A 20,137-nucleotide genomic window follows, 5' to 3' on the forward strand; every position below is an offset into this window, starting at 1 on the left:
GATTCATACGATAGAAGATCTCATTTGCATTCGGGGCGATAATTCTGAGTGGTCTGGTGTGCCGCGCCCTATCTCCTCGTGCGAAATGATTGGGAAGCCGCGTGCTATGAACTCGCACTCCAGAAGGTAAACTAGAGAAAGGTTGTGACGTGAAAAATCAAGAAATTACAATTTGCGTAACGCCAGAGGCTGCTCGTGTTTATCAGTCTGCATCAGTACAAGATCGGCAAAAATTAAATGTTTTGTTAAGTCTGCAATTGAGTGGTTTGAGAAAACCGGCACGTCCAATTGAAGATATTATGCACGAAGCCAGTGAAGAAGCGCGAAAAAATGGTTTGACGCCTGAACTATTGGAAGAACTGCTTAGTGAAAAATAAATCGCGCTATGTATTCGATACGAATGTCATTGTTAGTGCTCTTCTTTTTGCCCAATCAACATCTGGTCGTTCATTAAAAATTGCGCTGAATCAAGGTACGTTACTTCTTTCAGAGGCAGTCTCCGAAGAATTGGAAGAGGTGCTCCGAAGGGATCGTTTTGATCGCTATGTGAAAAGAGAAACACGCGAAGAATTTCTTCAATCACTCATTCAAAGCGCAACATTTATTAAAATAATAGCGCACATAGAGATTTGTCGAGACCCCAAAGACGACCAGTATTTGGAACTGGCAGTCAACGGTAACGCGGACTGCATTATCAGCGGCGATGCTGATCTCATTGTTCTAAGTCCTTTTCGAGGAATTGACATATTGCCACCTCATGAATTTCTAATGACGCTCGATCCCAAGTAGAGCACCTACCTCACATCTCCTGTTTCAACGCTGGCAATATTGGAAGCTGGGCACTTCGCTTTGTGCCAGCACATCCCCTGAAAACAAGCCCTCACAAAATGTGGGGGCTTGTTTGTTTTCCCCTAACAAAAATTCCTCTCCTAATTTGGGTTGCATTCTGGTGTCGCGGATTAGATATTACAAAACATGACATCGAAAACAAACAACGCGATAGATCGGATCTCGAGCTACTTCCCCTATATCGTGGGCGGGACTGCGATAGTGATTCGTTTTTTTTATTTCTGGTCATTCTGGGCCACTCATCCGTTTTCCCAGAAACTCATCTCAGACGCGCGGATATTCGACGACTGGGCACTGCGCATCGCCTCTGGAGACTGGCTCGGTGCTCCTGAAGTCTTCATATTACCCCCCCTGTATCCATACCTCATGGCGGTTGTATATGCGGTCTTTGGACACGCGCCTAAACTGATCATAGGCTTACAGGCTATCGCCGGATGTGCCAGTGCGATACTGATCTATCGATTGGGCGCGCGGCACTTTGGCGCATACGCGGGATTATTTGCGGGATTATTATTTGCCAGCTATGGACCGCAACTATTTTACGAAGGCATGCTACTGGGCACATCGGGCGCTGTATTCCTTAGCCTGATAGGCTTGACCTTAATTGAGGGAAACCGCGACACCCACTGGCGCTGGGGGCTGACCGGATTGGTCTTTGGACTGGCAACACTCATGCGCCCCAACATCTTATCGGCAATCCCATTCTTGCTATTCGGCGCGTGGTGGGCCTACCACAAAGCAAAGCCATCAAGGCTCTCAATACGACTGGCGAGTTACTTCTTAGGGGGCCTCATCCTCCCACTCATCCTGTGCGGACTGCGAAATGGCCTGATCGCAGACGACTGGGTATTGATGACCGCGCACGGCGGCATCAACTTTTACATGGGCAATCACCCGGATGCACCGGGCTGGTTCTCCGCACCTCCGGGTGTGGATGCACAGATTACCCCGGACGGCGCACAGGGCAATTTGGAAGGCCCGCGCCGCGTGGCCGAAAATGCTCTGGGGCGGCCTTTGAAAGCATCTGAAGTCTCTTCCTTCTGGTTTAATAAGGGACTCGCATTCTGGATAGACGATCCAACAGGCGCGATAGCCGTAACCTTGCGAAAAGTGCGCCTATTTGCATCGGGATACGAAGTCCCGCTCAATTACAATTTCTATTACCAGAGAAAATTCTCCGCCCTCCTGCGCTTTCCAATCGCAGAACTGTGGATACTACTTCCCCTATCCATCGTGGGACTCATCGTCGCAGCCCGGCAATTTGATCGCCATGCCATCCTCTATCTGTGGCTCATTGGATACGCGGCAGGCGTATTGGCATTTCACGTATCGTCGCGCTATCGCATGCCCGCAATCCCCATCCTCATGATATTTGCAGGCATGGGAATATGGACATTGATATCCTGTGTACAATCGCAAAAATGGAAAAACCTCTGCATCGGCGCAGCGGCGCTAATCATCCTTTGGACCGGCTACCGCATAGAACTAAACGCACATCTCGCCCAAAACAACTGGACCATGGACCCCTTTAATCTGGGCACGGCGTATTTGTGGGCCAACGAAAATGAACCGGCGCGATTATATCTGGAAGAAGCGGAAAAATACGGACAGGGCGATGCCGTCTTGTATTACAACCTGGGATTGGCTTATGCACGCACCCAAAAAATGGAAGCCGCCAAAAACGCGTATCAACATGCACTATCCCGGGATCCCGACATGGTGCGCGCATACGTCAACCTGGGCAACGTCCTGTTTCACGAAGAAAAATTTCACGAAGCGATAAATAACTATCGGGAAGCACTGAAACGAGATCCCAACACACACAATGCGCGCGCGAACATGGGCTGGGCATACTGGTCTCTGGGAAGAATAGACGAAGCGCGCAGTGCCTGGCAGCAAGTCTTGCAAACAGCGCCCGATCACCCCTCGGCAAAAGCTGGGATAGCGCGCACGCGTTAAATTAAATAGACACCTGATATTACCATCCTTATATTGCCCTCCGCTTTCCATCGATCCGGAGTATCACGAATGGCAATTCGCGAAACGCAAACACAGACAGCACCGCTTCAACGAGCCGTAACCGCGCGGTCCATTGTAATAGGTGCCATGTGCGCGGGCTTTTTGGGATGGGGTGGGCATTTTACGCGCCATATTGCCCACACTACAAAAATGGCGCAGGACCACTTGCCTTGGGGCGCAGTCGTACCGTTTTTGTTAATAGCGATCGTATTGAATAAGATCCTGGAAAAAGTGCGTCCGCAATGGGTCTTACGCCCTTCGGAATTGCTGGTCATCTTCAGCATGGGCCTGGTCGCATCGGCATTGCCCAGCTATTTCATGGGACATTTAATCGCCAACGTATCCGCGCCATTTTATTTTGCCAACACGGAGAACCGATGGGCAGACGACATACATCCGTATTTAGCTGAATGGGCGGTCGTAACCGACGTGACCGCTGCACGGTGGTTTTTTGAAGGACTGCCAGCCGGCGCAACCATCCCCTGGGAAATCTGGATAACGCCGATGATCTGGCGCTTGAGCCTCGTATTTATGATCGGCGTATTTGGATTCTGTGCGGTTTCAATCCTGCGCAAACAATGGGTAGAACACGAGCGCCTGACCTTTCCATTGATGACATTGCCACTGGAACTCGTCAACAGAGAACCGCGTGGATTCTGGCCCGTAGGCATCATGAATCGCCCCGTATTCTGGTGGGGATTCGCGCTCGCCTCATTTCCCATATACTGGAACATGGTTGAATATTTCCAGCCGCATTTTCCAACCATTCCCCGATACCTGGGATTGATGGAATTCGGTCGGTATTTCCCGCCGATTCACATGCGGTTTTATCCAGTGATCATTGGCGTATCGTATTTTATGGACCTGGATGTATTGTTTAGCATTATTGCCTTTCACCTGTTATTGACCCTTGAAATGGGGCTGTTCAACCGCCTGGGAATCGAAATAGGCCCAACCCATGTGTGGCCAGCATCGCAATTTGAAAACTGGCAGGGCTTTGGTGCCCTGTGCGTACTGGTACCGTGGAGCTTGTGGATGGCGCGAGAACATTTGAGAAATGTATTTCGCAAAGCCGTGCTCAATGCGCGGGAGGTCGAAGACTCGGGCGAATTATTGTCCTACCGCGCAGCACTCGGTGGACTACTGGCGAGCGGACTATTTATTTTAAGCTGGTGCGTAGCCTCCGGCATGTCGGTCTTTGTCGCCCTGACTTTTTTGAGCCTTGTGGGCATTATCTGGTTGGGCATCACGCGCGTCTGCGTCGAAGGCGGCATGATCAGCAGCCGCATGATACAGGGACAATTTGTCGCATATCACCTGCTCGGTCCCGTAAATATTTCCCCATCGGGAATGGCGGCATTTGCCCTCACAGAAACATGGCACCACGATATAAAAACCATATTGATGGCCAACCTGGCCAATGCCACGCGGCTTTACGACAGCATCCGACACGAAAGAACGCGCCTGGTCATCGCCCTGGGATTGGCCATGCTGGTGGTGATAACCACAAGCGCGTATTATCAAATATCATCGAGTTATGTAACTGGCGCATTTAATTACGGCGGCATTTACGGTCCCTATGTGCAAAACACTTTTGACACCATCGCCGGTCATATTCGAGACCCCTTTGCCCTGAAGCGCGAGCGCATGCTCATCGCGCTCATTGGAATGGCAACCACGGCACTGATGCTATCCTTGCGCTATGTATGGCCCTGGTGGCCCTTGCATCCGATCGGATTTGCCGCCGTAACAGCCTATCCGGTCAACCGCATTGTATTCTCGATCTTCTTTGCATGGTTTTCCAAATTTGTCATCTTACGAGCGGGCGGCATTGATCTATACCGCAAAGCATCGCCGTTTTTCTTGGGACTTATGGTGGGGTATTTCACGGGCGTATTTGTGTCGTTTCTGGTAGATTGTATATGGTTCCCTGGGCAGGGACATTCGCTGGCGTTGTATTGAGCGATCAGCTTTTAGCTCCCGCATCTCACTTCTTACGGAAATCAACGTGACTATCTCCCTGACAATTCGCGCCATTCGCGAACCCATCCTTATCGCCTTATTGCTCCTGACAGGTGTGCCAGCCTGGGCAGATCGTCTGCAGGAAAGTTTCGATGCACGGACAGATTCGGTCGCTGCGGTCCTGATCGCAGAACGCGCCGGACCAGACAGCGCAGACGTCTATCGAGTATTAAATCGGGAGAAAAAAACGCAATTTTTAATCGACTTCTGGCAACGACACAATCCCGTAGTCCTGCAATTTTATTACGGATATCACACCGGACGTCGCTACCTGACGGTATCAGACGCTTTTTTTGAACGCGGTCGATTGATACCCCAGCGCTATAAAACGCGCGCCACACCACCAGATCCCGCCCTGCTCGATGATGCTGTTGCACTATTTGAACGGATGCTACAGGACGATGCCGACGACCGAATCGCCCTGTGCGCGCTGGGATATTGTTTGTTAGAACAGCACAAAGGCGTAGAAGCAGAACGCATTTTTGTGCGCGTACTGGAAAAAGACCGGCGGTTTCTCATCGCGCGACACGGGCGGGCATTGGCGTGCTTGATCCAGAAAAAACAGGTGCGCCGCGCACTGGACCTTTTCCAGGACACCGTATCTCTCGATTCGCAATACGAGGCAGCGTATTACAACCTGGCAATGTGCCACCTGGCAATGCGCAGCGTGGATATGGACCATCATTTTAGCAACGTGGTCAAGCGGTTTCCCCAACACCGCGATGCGTATTTTAAACTGGGGGTATTTTATGTATCGCTCTATTATTTTGAAAAAGCCGTCAAGGCATTGTCAAAGCAAGTCGCTGTAAATCCAGCGCACAGCGTGGCAAGGGGCAGGTTGGCGCGCGTGGCAATGGAATTGAAGTACTTAAAACAAGAACTGCACACAACCACAGAACTGCGCGACCTCGCCCAAAAAGATCCCGAGCGTTATCTGCCGCTTTTGGGCGCACAATATCTGGAATCGGGCGCGTACGAGCAGGCAGAAGCGTCATTCTCGCAATTTTTATCCCTCTTACCGCAAAATGAACGCCTCCTGTACGAAGATGTCACCTTGCTCCTGTCGGCAAGTGAATTCGAGACCTTTCGCATGATCAGGGGAGATGAAAAACGCGCATTTACCAATTTGTTCTGGCGCAAGATAGATCCAACACCCACCACACCGGTTAACGAGCGCAGATTGGAACACTACCGGCGCGTGAATTACGCGATACAGAACTTTTCCGAAGGTCGAATACCCTGGGATGCGCGCGGCGATGTGTATATCCGCTTTGGTCATCCCGATCATCGAAGCTGGTCCGATCACCTCGTATTCGAAACCAATCCAAAAGTGATTCGGGTAAAAAACCGACTCATGGACCTCGCGGGACGAGCACTGCACGAAATCGCTCCGACGACATCGCTACAGATAGAATCGTCGTTGGGCGCAAGCACCGTAATGAAAGTAACACCCGAAGTTCGGGGACTGCCGATATTTCCCCTGCCACACCAGGGCGCATTATTTCGAGATGGCGCATCTTTGAACTACAAGTGGGAGTCCTGGATTTACACCCATATTGGCGAAGGAATTGAAGTGACATTTCTCGACGCTCTGGGCAATTTTGATTTTCAATTTCCCCAGCCGCCTATTGACTCGCCCAATCGACTACTGTGGCTACACCTCGCACCCGAAGCCGTGGTCGCACGGGTCGTCAACCGCACGCCCTCTGTTTACCGATATCCATATCCCGGAGACCCAATGCCACTGCTTATGTCCGTAGCAGACTTCAAAGGCAATGGACGCGATACGCGCCTGGATGCCTTTATCGGCATACCCTGGACCGCATTGAAAACGCAAAAACGGGGAACGCAGATAGAGGCTTTGGTGAATCGCATGTGGGTCCTTTATGACGCACGGGGAACAGAAATTGCCCGCGACAGCCTGAATGCGCGGGCAACACAGCGCGAGGCCGTTGACGACCCCGGCGTTTTATGGGTAGATCAGGTCACAACAGAAGTTAACCCCGGCCACTATCTCATGGCCGTGCGAGTGACCGATCCGGCCTCAGGGAAACTACAAATTCACCGACAACTCGTCGATGTAGAAGCATACAACGCCCCGACCCTGATGGTAAGCGATCTCGTCGTAGCGGGAAAAATTGCAACATTGGAAGCGCGTGCAGAAGGCAAATTCATCCGAGATGATCTCGAGGTGCTCCCCCTGCCGTCACACACCTTTGCCCCAGAACAGCCAGTCTATCTGTACTACGAAGTGTATAACCTCTTCCGAGACGACACGAGCCAAACGCATTACCGCGTGGATTACGCCGTGCGCGGCAGCACAAATGCCGGTGCCCGGTTGCTAAAAGGCATCGGCACATTGCTGGGCATATCTGAAAAGCAAGAAGGCGTGCAAGTATCTTATGAACACCGGGGCAATACGGAAACAGAACCCGTATATGTTGCCCTCAACGTAGCGGCAAAGCCAGGACAAAAACTCACGATAGGTGTAACCGTAACCGACCTGAACCGACCCGGCAGACCAACATCGACAAAAGATGTTTGGGTAATAATAGGCGATAAAAGGTAGGGTACGGTCCCTACTTCACACTTCCCACATCCAGACAAACCATCTCACTGTGATTCCGCAGATAAAGCCTGCCATTAGATAGTGTGGGTGGCGTCCAGCACCGCGCAGACAAAACTTGAGCGCTGGCTTTTTCTATGTACGCTTCAGGTGTAGCTTCTACCAGCACCAGTTTGCCCTGTTCGCCCAGGACGATCAGATGGCCATCCGCAAAGATGAGTGAGCCCTTTTGAAAACCGCGTTTGCGCCATTGCTCCTGCCCGGTATCCGCAGCAATACACTTGAGAATGGCGTTGTCAAAGCCATAGAGGTACCCCTCGCGATGTATGGAAGAAGCAAAGTGGTTTTTCATACTGCGATTGAACCATACCTTTTTAACCGAAAACTGACCATTCTGGGAAATAAGCTGGATAACCGTCGCGCCTTTGCCATAACCCGAAGAAATAAAAAGTCTATCTGGAGGAAGAAATAGGGGCGTCGCGGCATTGACATCGGGACCCGTCTGCCAGGAATGCCGCCACAGGAACCGGCCATCTCTGGCAGAGACACCGACCAGACCAGAGACCGGAAAAAAGACAATTTGCCGGACATCAGATACAGTAATCGCAACAGGTGAAGCATAAGAAGGCGCGTCATCTTGAGAAGCCCAGACGACCTCACCAGTGGTTTTATCAAAAGCAATAAAAGAGTTTCCCGAAGAACCCCCAACCTCGACAATCAGCAACTCGCCTTCTATCAAAGGGGAAGTAGAAAAGCCCCAATGGGGGGGATCGCTTATGAATTCAGTTTGAAAATGGTGGGACCATACGGTTTTTCCACTTTTAATATCAAATGCATAAAGCTGTCCGTATGCACCTAAAAAGAAGACCCGTTCTTTGTCAACGATGGGCGTAGATCTGGGACCATTCCCCCCCTGCCAGTCTGGAAAATTGCTTCCAGTCTTAACCCGCCAGCGTTCTTCCCCTGTAGCGGCATCCAGACATACCGCATACTCATCTTTGCCTTCTGCAAACATAGTATAGGCTGCGCCCCGCGCAATCGCAATGCTCGAGAAACCCTCGCCCAGCGGTGTTCGCCAGACAACAGCAGGCCCGGAATCAGGCCAATCTTTGAGCAACCCTGTCTCAGAGGAAATACCATCGCGATTGGGACCAAACCACTGCGGCCAATCCGCGGCAAAGCCACTGCTCGTCAGGACAACAGAGCCTGAAAACAGAATCATCGAAAAGGTGATCATGAGGATACGCATGGAAACTCCTCCGTGTAAGAATCTATTTACAGGCATAGCAAAGCGATAAAGGGCCTACCGTTAATCCATGATTACTTCTTACCACTAACACTCTGTAAAACAACATCTTTCCAACCATTCTGTCAAGGGCTATCCGTGATTTTTGTTTTATATTTTCTCAAACGTTAGGAAAAAAATATCCTTGCACGATTTTCTATAACTGCATAACATGGCACGCTCGTCCTCGACGCGAATTTGTGTCGTGCGGTGCTGCGTGCCATTCTTTAGTACTAATGCCATTGGAAACCCTGTTATGAATAATGTATGGGAAGTACCCGAACCACTTTCGACATGCGAAGTCCAACTCGACGACGATACCGTCACCATTCTGCGCCGACATGGGAACCCCGCAGGACCCCGCCTCGTTCTGAGCCACGGCAATGGTCTCGCGATAGACCTCTATTACCCCTTCTGGTCACTGCTCGCCGAGGATTTCGACCTCATCATCTTCGACTTCAGGAACCACGGCTGGAATACCGTTGGCCCAAGCGCAAATCACAATGTTCCAACGCTGGTCCGCGACCATCTCTGTATTTTTGAAGCCATTGACCGTCACTACGGAAACAAACCAAAAATAGGTGTATTTCACTCTGCTTCCGCACTGATAACACTCCTATCACTAACGACTATGGCAGACCTCGGGCCATCTGCCGAAAGCAGCCATTTATCCGCGATGATACTATTCGATCCCCCCCTGTGCAAGCCCGGCAATAGCCAGATAGAATTTGATGAGGCTGCCGAATACGCAGCCGACGTTACTCGCCGCCGCGGGTATCTGTTCCAAACAGAAGAGGATTTTGCAGAACTCCTCAGCTTTCTGCCCGGCTTCTCGCGCCTGGTTCCCGGGGTTCGGGAACTCATGGCGAAAACAACGCTGCGAAAGGCCGCCGATGGGCAGGGTTATGAGCTTCGATGTCCCCGCGACTACGAAGCGCAGATCGTCGATTATATGAGAAGCTTTTCCGCATTGATGGATTTTGAAACACTCCCCTGTCCCACAAAAGTCATTGGATCCGATCCCACCCTGCCTTATACATTCCTGCCGACCATTGACCTCGGTGACATTCTGACTGTAGATTACGATTTTGTCCCTGAAACAACACACTTTCTTCAATTGGAAAAACCAGAGGAATGCGTTGAGTTGGTCAGGGAATTTATCGAGAGTAACCATCTGCAGTAAAACCCATGCAAACAGGGGAAAATTGTAGGGGCGGCGTCTCCGTGCCCGCCCGTCCTGGAAAAACCCGTCCGAACATGGAGGATTAAATCATGAAACCGGACAAATCTTTCGGTCCTTCCGTATCAGACCAACCAATAGCAATCGTAGGTATGGCGTGCCGATTCCCTGGCGCACCGGACATCTCTTCTTTCTGGCGTCTGCTCGAAGACGGCGGGAATGCCGTCAGCGAAGGCGTCCCGGGCTCAGGCGTAGGCCGCTGGGGCCTGCTCTTTCCCGACGACACAGTGCAGAGCGAAGGTTGCCGTTTCGGCGCCTTCGTTGATGACATTGACCAGTTCGACGACGCCTTTTTTCGGATTTCCCCGGTGGAGGCAGAACTGCTGGATCCGCAGCAGCGAATGATGCTGGAGACGAGCTGGGAGGCTCTTGAGGACGCGGGAATCGATCCGGAGGGGTTGAGAGAGAGCCTCACCGGCGTGTACACCGGGATCAGCAACGATGAATACCGAATGCTGGTCGTGGACTCTAGCAAGCCCGCCGAGGCTGCCAGTTGTCTCTACGCCCTCAGTGGCACCAACCTGAATGGTGCCAGCGGGCGGGTCTCTTTCGTGCTGGGGCTAAGGGGACCGGCAAAGGCAGTAGATGCCGCGTGCGCGTCATCCATGGTATCGGTCCACGACGCGGTGGCAGACCTGCAGCAGGGCAAAGCGGATCTTGCCATCGCAGGCGGCGTGCAGGCGATCCTGAACGGTCGCATCTACGAACTGCGCGCAGATGCGATGATGCTGTCTCCAGATGGACAGTGCAAAACCTTTGACGCGTCTGCGAACGGTTACGTGCGCGGTGAAGGTTGCGGGGTCATCGTCCTCAAGCGGCTCGATGAGGCGGAGGCGGATGGCGATCGGATCTGGGCGGTGATCCGAGGCGCAGCGGTGAACCACGGCGGAGCCAGTACGGGGCTAACGGTGCCGAACACACCCGCGCTGGAAGAGGTGATCGAGACCGCGCTGTCCGACGCGGGAATCCCCGCATCGGACGTAGATTACCTGGAGGCGCACGGGACCGGAACGACGGTGGGTGATCCGATCGAGATCAACGCTGTAGCCAATGTTTACGGGAAGGGACGTTCTTCTGACCGCCCCCTTCTCATCGGTTCAGTGAAGACCAATGTCGGCCATCTGGAGTCAGCCGCGGGCGTAGCCGGAGTGATCAAAGCCGCGCTGGTACTGAAGCGGGGTGTGATTCCAAAACACCTCCATTTCCAGAATCCCAACCCGAGTCTCGACTGGGACCGCCTGCCATTGCGGGTGACATCGTCAATGATGGACTTGCCGCACCGTCCCGATCGACCGAGACTCGCGGGAGTGAACTCCTTCGGGATATCCGGGACGAACGCCCACATTGTAATGGAGGAATACCGTGCCTCAGACGATGCATCTACGGCTGTTGGCTCTGCGAAGTCAGTGGCAGTCTCGCTACCGGAGACCATTGGGAATCTGCCGCTACAGCAGCAGGAGGTCCAGCCGCGCCGGATCCGTCTCCTTCCACTGTCGGGAAAATCTGATGGGGCACTTCGGGACATGGCGGGACGGTACCTTTCATGGCTCGACAAACACGCAGACGAAGAAGATGAGGCAATACTTGCGGACATGGCGTGGACAGCAGGCATTGGACGAAGCCACTTCGATCATCGCGCGGGTGTCGTCTTCCACGACGCGGAATCGCTGCGAGAGCGACTCCTTGGATTGGCTGAATCGGGTACGGGCGCGTCGTCCCGGACACCGACCCGGGTGGCGTTCGCCTACACCGGGCAGGGAAGCCAGTGGGTCGGCATGGGACAGGGACTCTACGAGAGCGAGCCGGTGGCGCAGGCGGTTCTGGACCGTTGCGAGGCAGTCCTTCTTCGGGAAAGAGGCACCTCACTTCTGGACGTGATGTTCGGTCGGTCTGAAGGCGAAGAGGACCTCGGCGACACGGCTTGGGAGCAGCCTGCTCTCTACGCGCTGGAGTGCGCACTGACAGCACTCTGGTCGAGCATCGGAATCTGTCCCGACGTGGTCGTCGGACACAGCATCGGGGAACTCGCAGCGGCGCAGGCAGCAGGCGTGTTCAGCCTTGAGGACGGGATGCGGTTTGCCGCCGTACGGGGCGCACTGATGTCGCAGATGGAAGAGGGCGGCATGGCCGCGGTCTTCGCACCGGCAGATCGCGTGGCGGTGGCGGTGGAGGAGGTGAACGCAGCCACCTCTGGTGTCGGGTTGAGCATCTCGGGGTACAACGGTACCCACCAGGTGGTCAGCGGCCCGATTGCGGAAATTGAAGATATCTCAAAGCGATTCGAACAGGAAGGCATACGGGTCAGACGGCTGAACACTGCCAGGGCGTTCCACAGCGCCCTTGTTGAGCCCATCCTGGACGAACTGGAAGCATCCCTCAACGGCGTGGCGATCCAGCCGCCTTCCCTCACCGTGGTCAGCAACCTGACGGGCCGGGCTGTAGAACCGGGCCAGTCGCAAGATGGAGCCTACTGGAAACGGCATGCTCGGGAGCCAGTGGCATTCGCCCAGGGGGTGAAAACACTATCGGATCTCGGGGTCGATTTGGTGCTGGAGATTGGCCCGCGATCCGTGCTGGCTCCGATGGCGGCCTCCGCCTGGCCAGCGTCGCCGCAGACACCGGTGCCAGTAGTGCTGTCGAGCCTCTCCCCGCCATCGGACAATGCAGGGAAGTCCGAAAACGCCGACGGTTTCGTGGGATCGGTCGCAGAGGCGTACCAGGCGGGACTCCCGATTCGTTTCGCGGGACTCTTCGCAGGGGAGACGCGGCGACGGATCTCGCTGCCCAGCTATCCGTTCCAGCGCAGACACCACTGGCTTGAGCCACCGAAGCGTCAGCGCCGGAGTTCCGATCATCCGCTACTGGGTACCCGGCACGAATCAGCCCGCGGAGAGATCACCTTCGAGACAGAAGTGTTCCCTTCGGACCCGTCCTATCTGAACGATCACAAAGTGTTTGGTCGGATCGTAGCGCCTGGCGCGCTCTACGGGGCCATGACGTGCGCGGCGGCGTTCCTCGAAGAAAGCGGATCAGTAGCCGTGGAGGATTTCCAGTTGCACAACGCGATGGTCTTCGAAGAGGGAGAAGGGAACGATGAAGATGGCCGGAAGATGCAGGTCGTGCTCGACGCCTCTGAGCAGGCATCGTCGCGCGAAGTACAGATATTCAGCAAAGGGAGTGAAGGGGAATGGACAGTACACGTGGAAGGTCGCGTGTCATCGGGTGTCCCTATACCAGAAGCAGGTGAGAGGACCGACCTGGAAAGTCTCAAGGCCGGCCTGTCGCCGATGGACGTGGGGGGCTACTACCGCCACAGGGCGAGTACCGGGGTCGATCTCGGCCCGTTCTTCCGCACGCTGGGGAACGTCTGGTCCCGTCCGGGCGAGGCATTGGGCGAGGTGTCTCTGCCCGAAACTCTGACCAGGCACGGGTTGGATGTCCATCCACTCATCCTGGACGGTTGCTTTCAGGTCGTGGGCGCAGCGCGCAACCTGGAGGGAACCGGGGGTGAAACCACATATCTGCCATTCGGCTGGGAGCGGCTATGGCTGACGGGACAGCTACCAGATCAGGTCGTCTGTCACGTGCGCTTGAATGAGGCTTCCCAGGAAACGGACGAACCTCCGGAAGTCCTGAGCGGTGAACTGAATATCTACGATCTGAATGGCGTTCCGATCGGTGGCTTGAGTGGATACACAGTGAAGCGGGCGACGCAGGAGGCACTGCTCTCGGCAGTCGAAGGCGTGAAGGATCTCCTGTACGAGGTGGTGTGGCGCGAGCGCGAGCTTTCACCTGGAATAACGCCTGCGGACTTCTTCCCGGGTCCGACAACTGTCGCGGACAGTTCGCAGTCGTTCGCTGGTTACCTGACGGATGCGGGTGTCGATCCCGAAGGCAGGGACGCTCTGCTCGCGGACCTGGAGCGGTGGTCGTGGTCCCGCGCCCTCGCGACCCTGAAAGAACTGGGTTGGCAGCGCAAGACGGGCGAGACCGTGGATCCCGAAGACTTGCGGCAACGCCTGCAAGTCACCGAGGAACACAAGCGCCTCTTTCGTCGAATGCTCGAAATGCTCGCCAAATCGGGAGTTTTGGAAGAGAAAGAAGACGGCTTTGTCGTAGTCGTGGGACCTGAGGATCCATTGCCGGAAGAAATGCCTGGCGATCTTGAGGAGTTTGCCGCCCGGATGACCGGGCTATACCCGCACGGCCTGACCGAGATCGGCCTGTTTCGGCGCTCTGGCAGTGCCCTGGCCGAGGTGCTTCGCGGCCGCGAAGATCCACTGACACTTTTGTTTAGTAGCGGAGAACCGACCGCGGCCGATCTGTATCTGAAGGCACCCGTGGCGCGAGCGGCGAACCGCATGCTGGGAGACGCGGTGCGAGCACTCGTAGCCGCATTGCCAGACGGCCGGCGCCTCAGAGTGATCGAGGTTGGGGCTGGTACGGGATCGGCGACCGCATCCGTACTGCCAGAACTTCCGGACGGACGATTCGACTACATGTACACGGATATCTCCGCGGGCTTCTTTGCGGAAGCCGAGGCGCGGTTCGGAGACGAGGCTATCGAGTACCGTCCGCTGGACATCGAGAAGGATCCCGTGGCACAGGGCTTTGACGCCCACAGTTATGATTTGCTAATCGCGTCCAATGTGCTACACGCCACGCGATATCTGGAAGAAACGCTCGCACACTGTCGTGACCTTCTCGCGCCATCTGGGCAGTTAATCGCACTCGAGAACCTTCGCGGTCTGGGTTGGATGGACCTGACTTTCGGACAGTTGGACGGCTGGTGGCGATTTGCCGACAGCTTCCGCCCGCACCACGCCCTCGCCGGGCCTGCGGTATGGCGAGGGGCGCTCGGCAACGTAGGTTTCGAAGAAGTAGAAGTCCTGGGAGTAGATGAGTCCGACGCCACCATAATGCTGGATAAAGGCGTAATCGTAGCTCAGGGACCAGCGCAGGTGACCGAGCAAGGAGGCGCGTGGGTTCTGGCTGCAGATCAGGGAAGAGCCGCAGAGGAACTCGCGGCAGAACTCGCGGCGCGAAACCAGACAGTTGTGCTGGCATGTAGCGATGGCCCGCGGGTAGAGGAAGACTCTGAAGTTATCAGAAAAACCATAGATATGGAGCAGCGCGAGGCGTGGGGATCACTCCTGAAGGAGCTACCGGACGACGTGCCACTCAGCGGCATTGTACATCTCGCGTCACTGGAAGGCCATGGGGCAGAGGCAACGACCGGAGAAATGGCGGAGGATGTACGACGAGCAGGGGCGAGCGCGCTGGCATTGGTACAGGCCGTCTCCGACTCTGATATGACACCTGAAAAGGGCGTGTGGTTTATCACGCGCGGAGCGCAGGTATTGGAGCGAGAGCGAGGCGGAGAGCTCGCCGGCGCAGCACTCTGGGGCTTTGGCAAAGCAGTAGCCCGAGAAGCGGCGCATCTGCAGCCGCGGATGATCGATCTGAACCCTGGAGATATGGCACCGGCACCCGACCTCGTCAATGAACTCCTGTATCCCGATTCCGAAAATCACATCGCGTACCGCGGGGATGCCCGCCGCGTAGCCCGCCTGATTCGGATGAGCTCGGAGCGTCTGTCTCTGCCTGAGGAGCCAGACTGGGTGCTGGCTCCGGATCCGGACGGCGTGTTCGAGAGGCCGTATGTCCAGCCACTACCGGCACCTGCTCTCGAACCGCGCGAAGTTCGCGTCGCAGTCGAGGCCTCTGGGCTCAACTTCTGGGATGTGTTTCGTTCACTCGGCTTTATTGAGGAGGGGAATTTGGGCAGGGAGATGTGCGGTTATATCCTCGAGGTGGGTTCCGATGTCTCGACCATTTCCGTCGGCGACCATATAGTTGGATTGGGATTCGGGGCGTTCGGAGCGCAAATGGTCACGCGGGAGGAGTTGGTGGCACCCGCGCCATCGGGCTTCTCCGTCACAGGACTTGCCACCGTGCCGAGCGCGTTCGTATCCGCCGCGCTGTCTTTCGAACTCTCGGGACTGGAGGCTGGCGAAAAGGTACTGATTCACGCGGGTTCGGGTGGTGTGGGATTGGCAGCCATTCAGCTAGTACAAGCCGCAGGCGCAGAGGTCTTTGCCACCGCGAGCGCGCCAAAGCAGGCCTATCTCCGATCACTGGGCGTGGAACACATATTCGACAGCCGCCAGACAGCGTTTGGAAAAGAGATCCTCGAAGCCACAAATGGAGAGGGTGTCGATGTGGTGCTGAACAGCCTGACGGGAGAGGGCTTCATCGACGCGAGCCTGTCCTGCCTCAAGCACGGCGGCCGGTTCGTGGAACTGGCCAGGCGGGACATCTTGAGCGAGGAAGAGATGGCGGCTGTGCGTCCAGATGTGGCCTACGACATCCTGGAACTGGATGTTCTGAAAAAAACCGACCCGGCGTGGGTGGGAAGGGTCTTGCGGGACGTGATGGCGCGCCTTTCGTCGGGCGAGTTGAAAACGATCACCCACAGCAGGTGGCCGCTCGCTGAAGCTGGCGCCGCGCTGAGCTTCATGCGCGCCGCCCGGCACATAGGAAAAATCGTCGTAACGACGCCACCAACTCTGAAGGGCAGGTTGCGGCAAGACCGCACCTATCTGGTGACAGGCGGTCTGGGGGGGATCGGATGCGCCGTAGCAGACTGGCTCGCGGATCGCGGTGCGGGCGCAATCGCGCTAAACGGTCGCCGGGCACCGGATCCCGAGGCTGAGGAGGTGATCCACAGACTGCGGGAACGCGGCGTGAAAGTGCAGGTAGAGATCGCAGACATGACGGATGCCGCCGCAATAGATGAGATGATGGCGCGGATAGATGAGACGCTACCGCCGCTCGGAGGCGTTATCCACAGCGTGGGCGTGCTGTCAGACGGCGCGCTGACCAACCAGAGTTGGGAGCGCTTCGAAACCGTGCTCTGGCCAAAGGTACTGGGCGCATGGCATCTGCATCGGGCGACTTTGGATCGCGACCTGGACATGTTTGTCCTCTTCTCGAGCCGGGTTGGCGTCATGGGCAATCCGGGCCAGGCGAACCACGCCTCAGCCAATGCGTTTCTGGATCAACTCGCCGGTCACCGCCGCGCGATGGGGCTACCCGGACAGGCCATTGCCTGGGGAGCGTGGTCGGAGATCGGCGAAGCAGCGGAACAGCGGGAGCGGATTGACCAACAGCGGTCAGCGCTCGGCGGCCGCTGGTTTACCCCGCAACAGGGTATCCGGGCATTCGATCAACTGGTGCGTCAGGACGCCACGACTTCCGTGGTGATGTCGATGGACTGGTCCGTATTCGAAGAGGCGGTCGAAGACCGTCCTGCCTTCCTGGAGGACTTACTATCCGCCGCTGCGGACGACGAAGCCGACACCTCGACCTCGTCAAAGGACCTGCTTTCCCAACTGCGAGAAGCGCCTGCAGCGGCACCCGAGGACCTGCTTGTGGCCTTCCTTCAGCAGGAGGTACAGGCAGTACTGCGGCTACCGACAGCGCCAGAACCCACAGTGGGATTTTTCGATTTGGGGATGGACTCGCTGATGGCGGTAGAGTTGAGAAATCGTCTGAACCGGGCATTTGCCGATGAGTACGTGGTACCCAACACCGTGGTATTCGACTACCCGGACATCGCCAGTCTCGCCCACCATCTAATCGAAGAACTCGGCGAAGTCAGCGATGCGCCCGCCCCTCAGCCTCAGGCGCAACCCGAACCAGAACCGCAACCGACAGTGCAGCGCGAGGATGACGGTATTGCAATCGTGGGTATGGCGTGCCACTTCCCCGGCGCTCCGGATCTTTCCACCTTCTGGCACCTGCTCGAAAACGGCAAAGACGCGGTGACCGACGGACGCCAGGATCCCGGTTCATGGAACAATCTCGCCAAAGACCTTCCCTCCAAATACACCGCTTATCGCCGGGGTGGATTTGTCGAAGGGATTGATCAATTTGACGCGAGATTCTTTCGGATTTCGCCGATTGAGGCGCGCCTGATGGATCCGCGGCAACGCATGATGCTGGAAACCACCTGGCAAGCGATTGAGGATGCGGGGATGGATCCAGACGAATTGAGGGGCAGTCGCACCGGGCTATATGCCGGTATCGCCACCAGCGAATACCGGGACCTGATGACAGCCAGCGACTACGGCATCAGTTATCTGGGCACTGCCGCGAGTATGACCGTCGGGCGAATTTCTTTTCTCCTTGGTCTGGAGGGGCCGACGATACCGGTGGAACTCAACTGCGCGTCATCACTGGTCGCAGTACACCAAGCAGTGATGGGTTTGCGGCAGGGCGAAGTAGATATGGCTCTGGTTGGAGGGACACACGCCGTTTTATCACCTGATTTAACCAGAGAAATGGGGGACCTGGGCATGTTGTCGCGAGAGGGGCAGGGCAGGCCCTTCGATGCCTCTGCGGATGGCTTCACGCGAGGCGAGGGCTGCGGGATGGTCGTCCTCAAGCGGCTGAGCGAGGCAGAAGCCGACGGCGACCGCATCTGGGGCGTGATCCGCGGGTCTGCGGTCAATCAGAACGGGGCGAGCGCAGGACCCACCGTGCCAAATGGACCGGCACAGGAGCGGGTGATCGAAGAAGCACTGTCGCGGGCAGGTATCGTCCCATCGGAAGTAGATTATCTGGAAGCCCACGGGGGTGGATCGGAGTTGGGCGACCCGATCGAAGTTCAGGCAGCGGCTGCTGTTTACGGCAAGGGGCGCGAAGCAGACCGCCCGCTTTTGATCGGTTCAGTGAAGACAAATATCGGTCACCTGGAGCCAGCTGCCGGGGTTGCGGCTCTGATCAAGGCAGTCCTGGCGATGAAGCGGGGAAAGATACCGAAGCACTTGAACTTCGAGAATCCGAGTCCGTATATAGACTGGGACCGGTTGCCGGTACAGGTGACTTCCGAACTGACGGACTGGCCGCGCCATCCCAATCGCCCGCCGCGGGCCGGGGTAAGCGCCTTCGGGATATCGGGAACGAATGCGCATGTTGTCGTAGAAGGATATGACAGCCCGGATGCAACACCTGTGGGCTCCGCACAACCCGTTTCTCTATCGGTTTTGGATCTCATAGGCGAGGAAGAAGCGTTCACTCCGCGCCAGACACGGCTCCTGCCCTTGTCGGGAAAATCCGATGAAGCTCTCCGGGATCTGACAGAGCAGTATCTATCGTGGCTTGAAGAGCTTGCCTCCGAAGATGTGGACCTGCTCGCCGACATGGCCTGGACAGCGGGTGTGGGACGCAGCCATTTCGATCACCGCGCGGGCATCGTATTCCAGAATATCGCGTCTCTGCGAGAAAAACTACAGGCACTCTCAGAAACAAGAGAAAGACCGGAACCGCGCACAGCGACAAAAATCGCCTTTGCGTACACCGGACAGGGCAGCCAATGGATCGGCATGGGGAAAGACCTCTACGAAAGCGAGCCGGTAGTCCGAGCCGTTCTGGATCGCTGCGACAAAGTAATTCGGGAAGAGCGGGACACCTCGTTGCTGGACGCGATGTTCGGTCAGGCTAGTGATCTATCTGACCTGCCTGTCATCTATGCACTGGAATCCTCGTTTACGGCACTGTGGTCGAGCGTGGGGATTCAGCCCAGCGTGGTGGTCGGGCACGGTATAGGGGAAATTGCAGCGGCACAGGCGGCGGGTGTCTTCAGCCTGGAGGATGGCTTGCGGGTTGCGCTGGAATGGGACACGGACAGTCTGGAAGCCACCCTCACAGACGTCACAATCGCATCGCCATCTCTGGTCCTTGTGAGCAGTGTGACAGGGGGCGTCGAAGTCCTCGACGCGGCGTATTGGCGTCGGCAAGCTCAGGAACCGGCGGCATTGGACAAATGCGCGAAGAAGTTGGCCGACCTGGGGGTCAATGTCCTCATCGAGATCGGCCCAAACGCGGTGCCGGGACCGATAGAAGGCGACGCCAATCCACCCGTTGTATTGTCGAGTCTGGGAGACAACGGTTTTACAGAAGCAGTAGCAAAAGCTTATGAAGCGGGACTTTCGGTATCATTTCCCGGGCTATTTGCGGGAGAAACGCGCCGCCGCATCTCGCTGCCGAGCTATCCATTCCAGCGCCAGCACTACTGGATTCAATAGCCAGGACGACCTGAAAAAGAATTTGACTTTACGCCTACCGATCACTATCTTTTCGGTTCAAACTA

The 20,137-nt window shown here is 56.0% G+C and carries 8 protein-coding genes; 7 read left to right on the forward strand and 1 reads right to left on the reverse strand.

What is annotated here, in order from left to right; all coding sequences use genetic code 11:
• The first annotated feature begins 149 nt into the window (after positions 1–149).
• The 5 genes from OXH16_04610 (at position 150) to OXH16_04630 (ending at position 7,459) form a co-directional block, all read left to right on the forward strand.
• Entirely contained in the window at positions 150–377 is a 228-nt protein-coding gene (locus tag OXH16_04610; protein ID MCY3680655.1) for a hypothetical protein, read from the forward strand.
• The gene (locus OXH16_04615) at positions 367–789 is read left to right on the forward strand and encodes a putative toxin-antitoxin system toxin component, PIN family (protein MCY3680656.1); all 423 of its coding nucleotides are present in this window, start codon (positions 367–369) and stop codon (positions 787–789) included. The genes OXH16_04610 and OXH16_04615 overlap by 11 nt, the downstream gene beginning before the upstream one ends.
• Positions 790–975: 186 nt before the next feature.
• On the forward strand, positions 976–2,808 hold the full coding sequence (locus OXH16_04620) for a tetratricopeptide repeat protein (protein ID MCY3680657.1): 1,833 nt from the start codon (positions 976–978) through the stop codon (positions 2,806–2,808).
• Positions 2,809–2,877: 69 nt separating this feature from the next.
• The gene (locus OXH16_04625) at positions 2,878–4,830 is read left to right on the forward strand and encodes a hypothetical protein (GenBank protein ID MCY3680658.1); all 1,953 of its coding nucleotides are present in this window, start codon (positions 2,878–2,880) and stop codon (positions 4,828–4,830) included.
• Between the two features lie 46 nt (positions 4,831–4,876).
• Positions 4,877–7,459, forward strand: a complete 2,583-nt coding sequence (locus OXH16_04630) for a GWxTD domain-containing protein (protein MCY3680659.1) — start codon at positions 4,877–4,879, stop codon at positions 7,457–7,459.
• 10 nt (positions 7,460–7,469) lie between these two features.
• On the opposite strand, the gene OXH16_04635 is transcribed toward OXH16_04630, so the two are convergent.
• The gene (locus OXH16_04635; protein MCY3680660.1) at positions 7,470–8,705 is read right to left on the reverse strand and encodes a PQQ-binding-like beta-propeller repeat protein; all 1,236 of its coding nucleotides are present in this window, start codon (positions 8,703–8,705) and stop codon (positions 7,470–7,472) included.
• Positions 8,706–8,997: 292 nt separating this feature from the next.
• On the opposite strand from OXH16_04635, the gene OXH16_04640 reads away from it, so the two are divergent.
• Both OXH16_04640 and OXH16_04645 read left to right on the forward strand, forming a co-directional pair.
• Positions 8,998–9,924, forward strand: coding sequence for an alpha/beta hydrolase (locus OXH16_04640; GenBank protein MCY3680661.1), 927 nt, complete (start codon positions 8,998–9,000; stop codon positions 9,922–9,924).
• A gap of 89 nt (positions 9,925–10,013) precedes the next feature.
• Positions 10,014–20,072: an SDR family NAD(P)-dependent oxidoreductase gene (locus tag OXH16_04645; protein MCY3680662.1), complete on the forward strand. Its 10,059-nt coding sequence runs from the start codon at positions 10,014–10,016 to the stop codon at positions 20,070–20,072.
• The last annotated feature ends 65 nt before the right edge of the window (positions 20,073–20,137 follow it).

The sequence above is a fragment of the Gemmatimonadota bacterium genome (assembly GCA_026705765.1).
Lineage (GTDB): Bacteria > Latescibacterota > UBA2968 > UBA2968 > UBA2968 > VXRD01.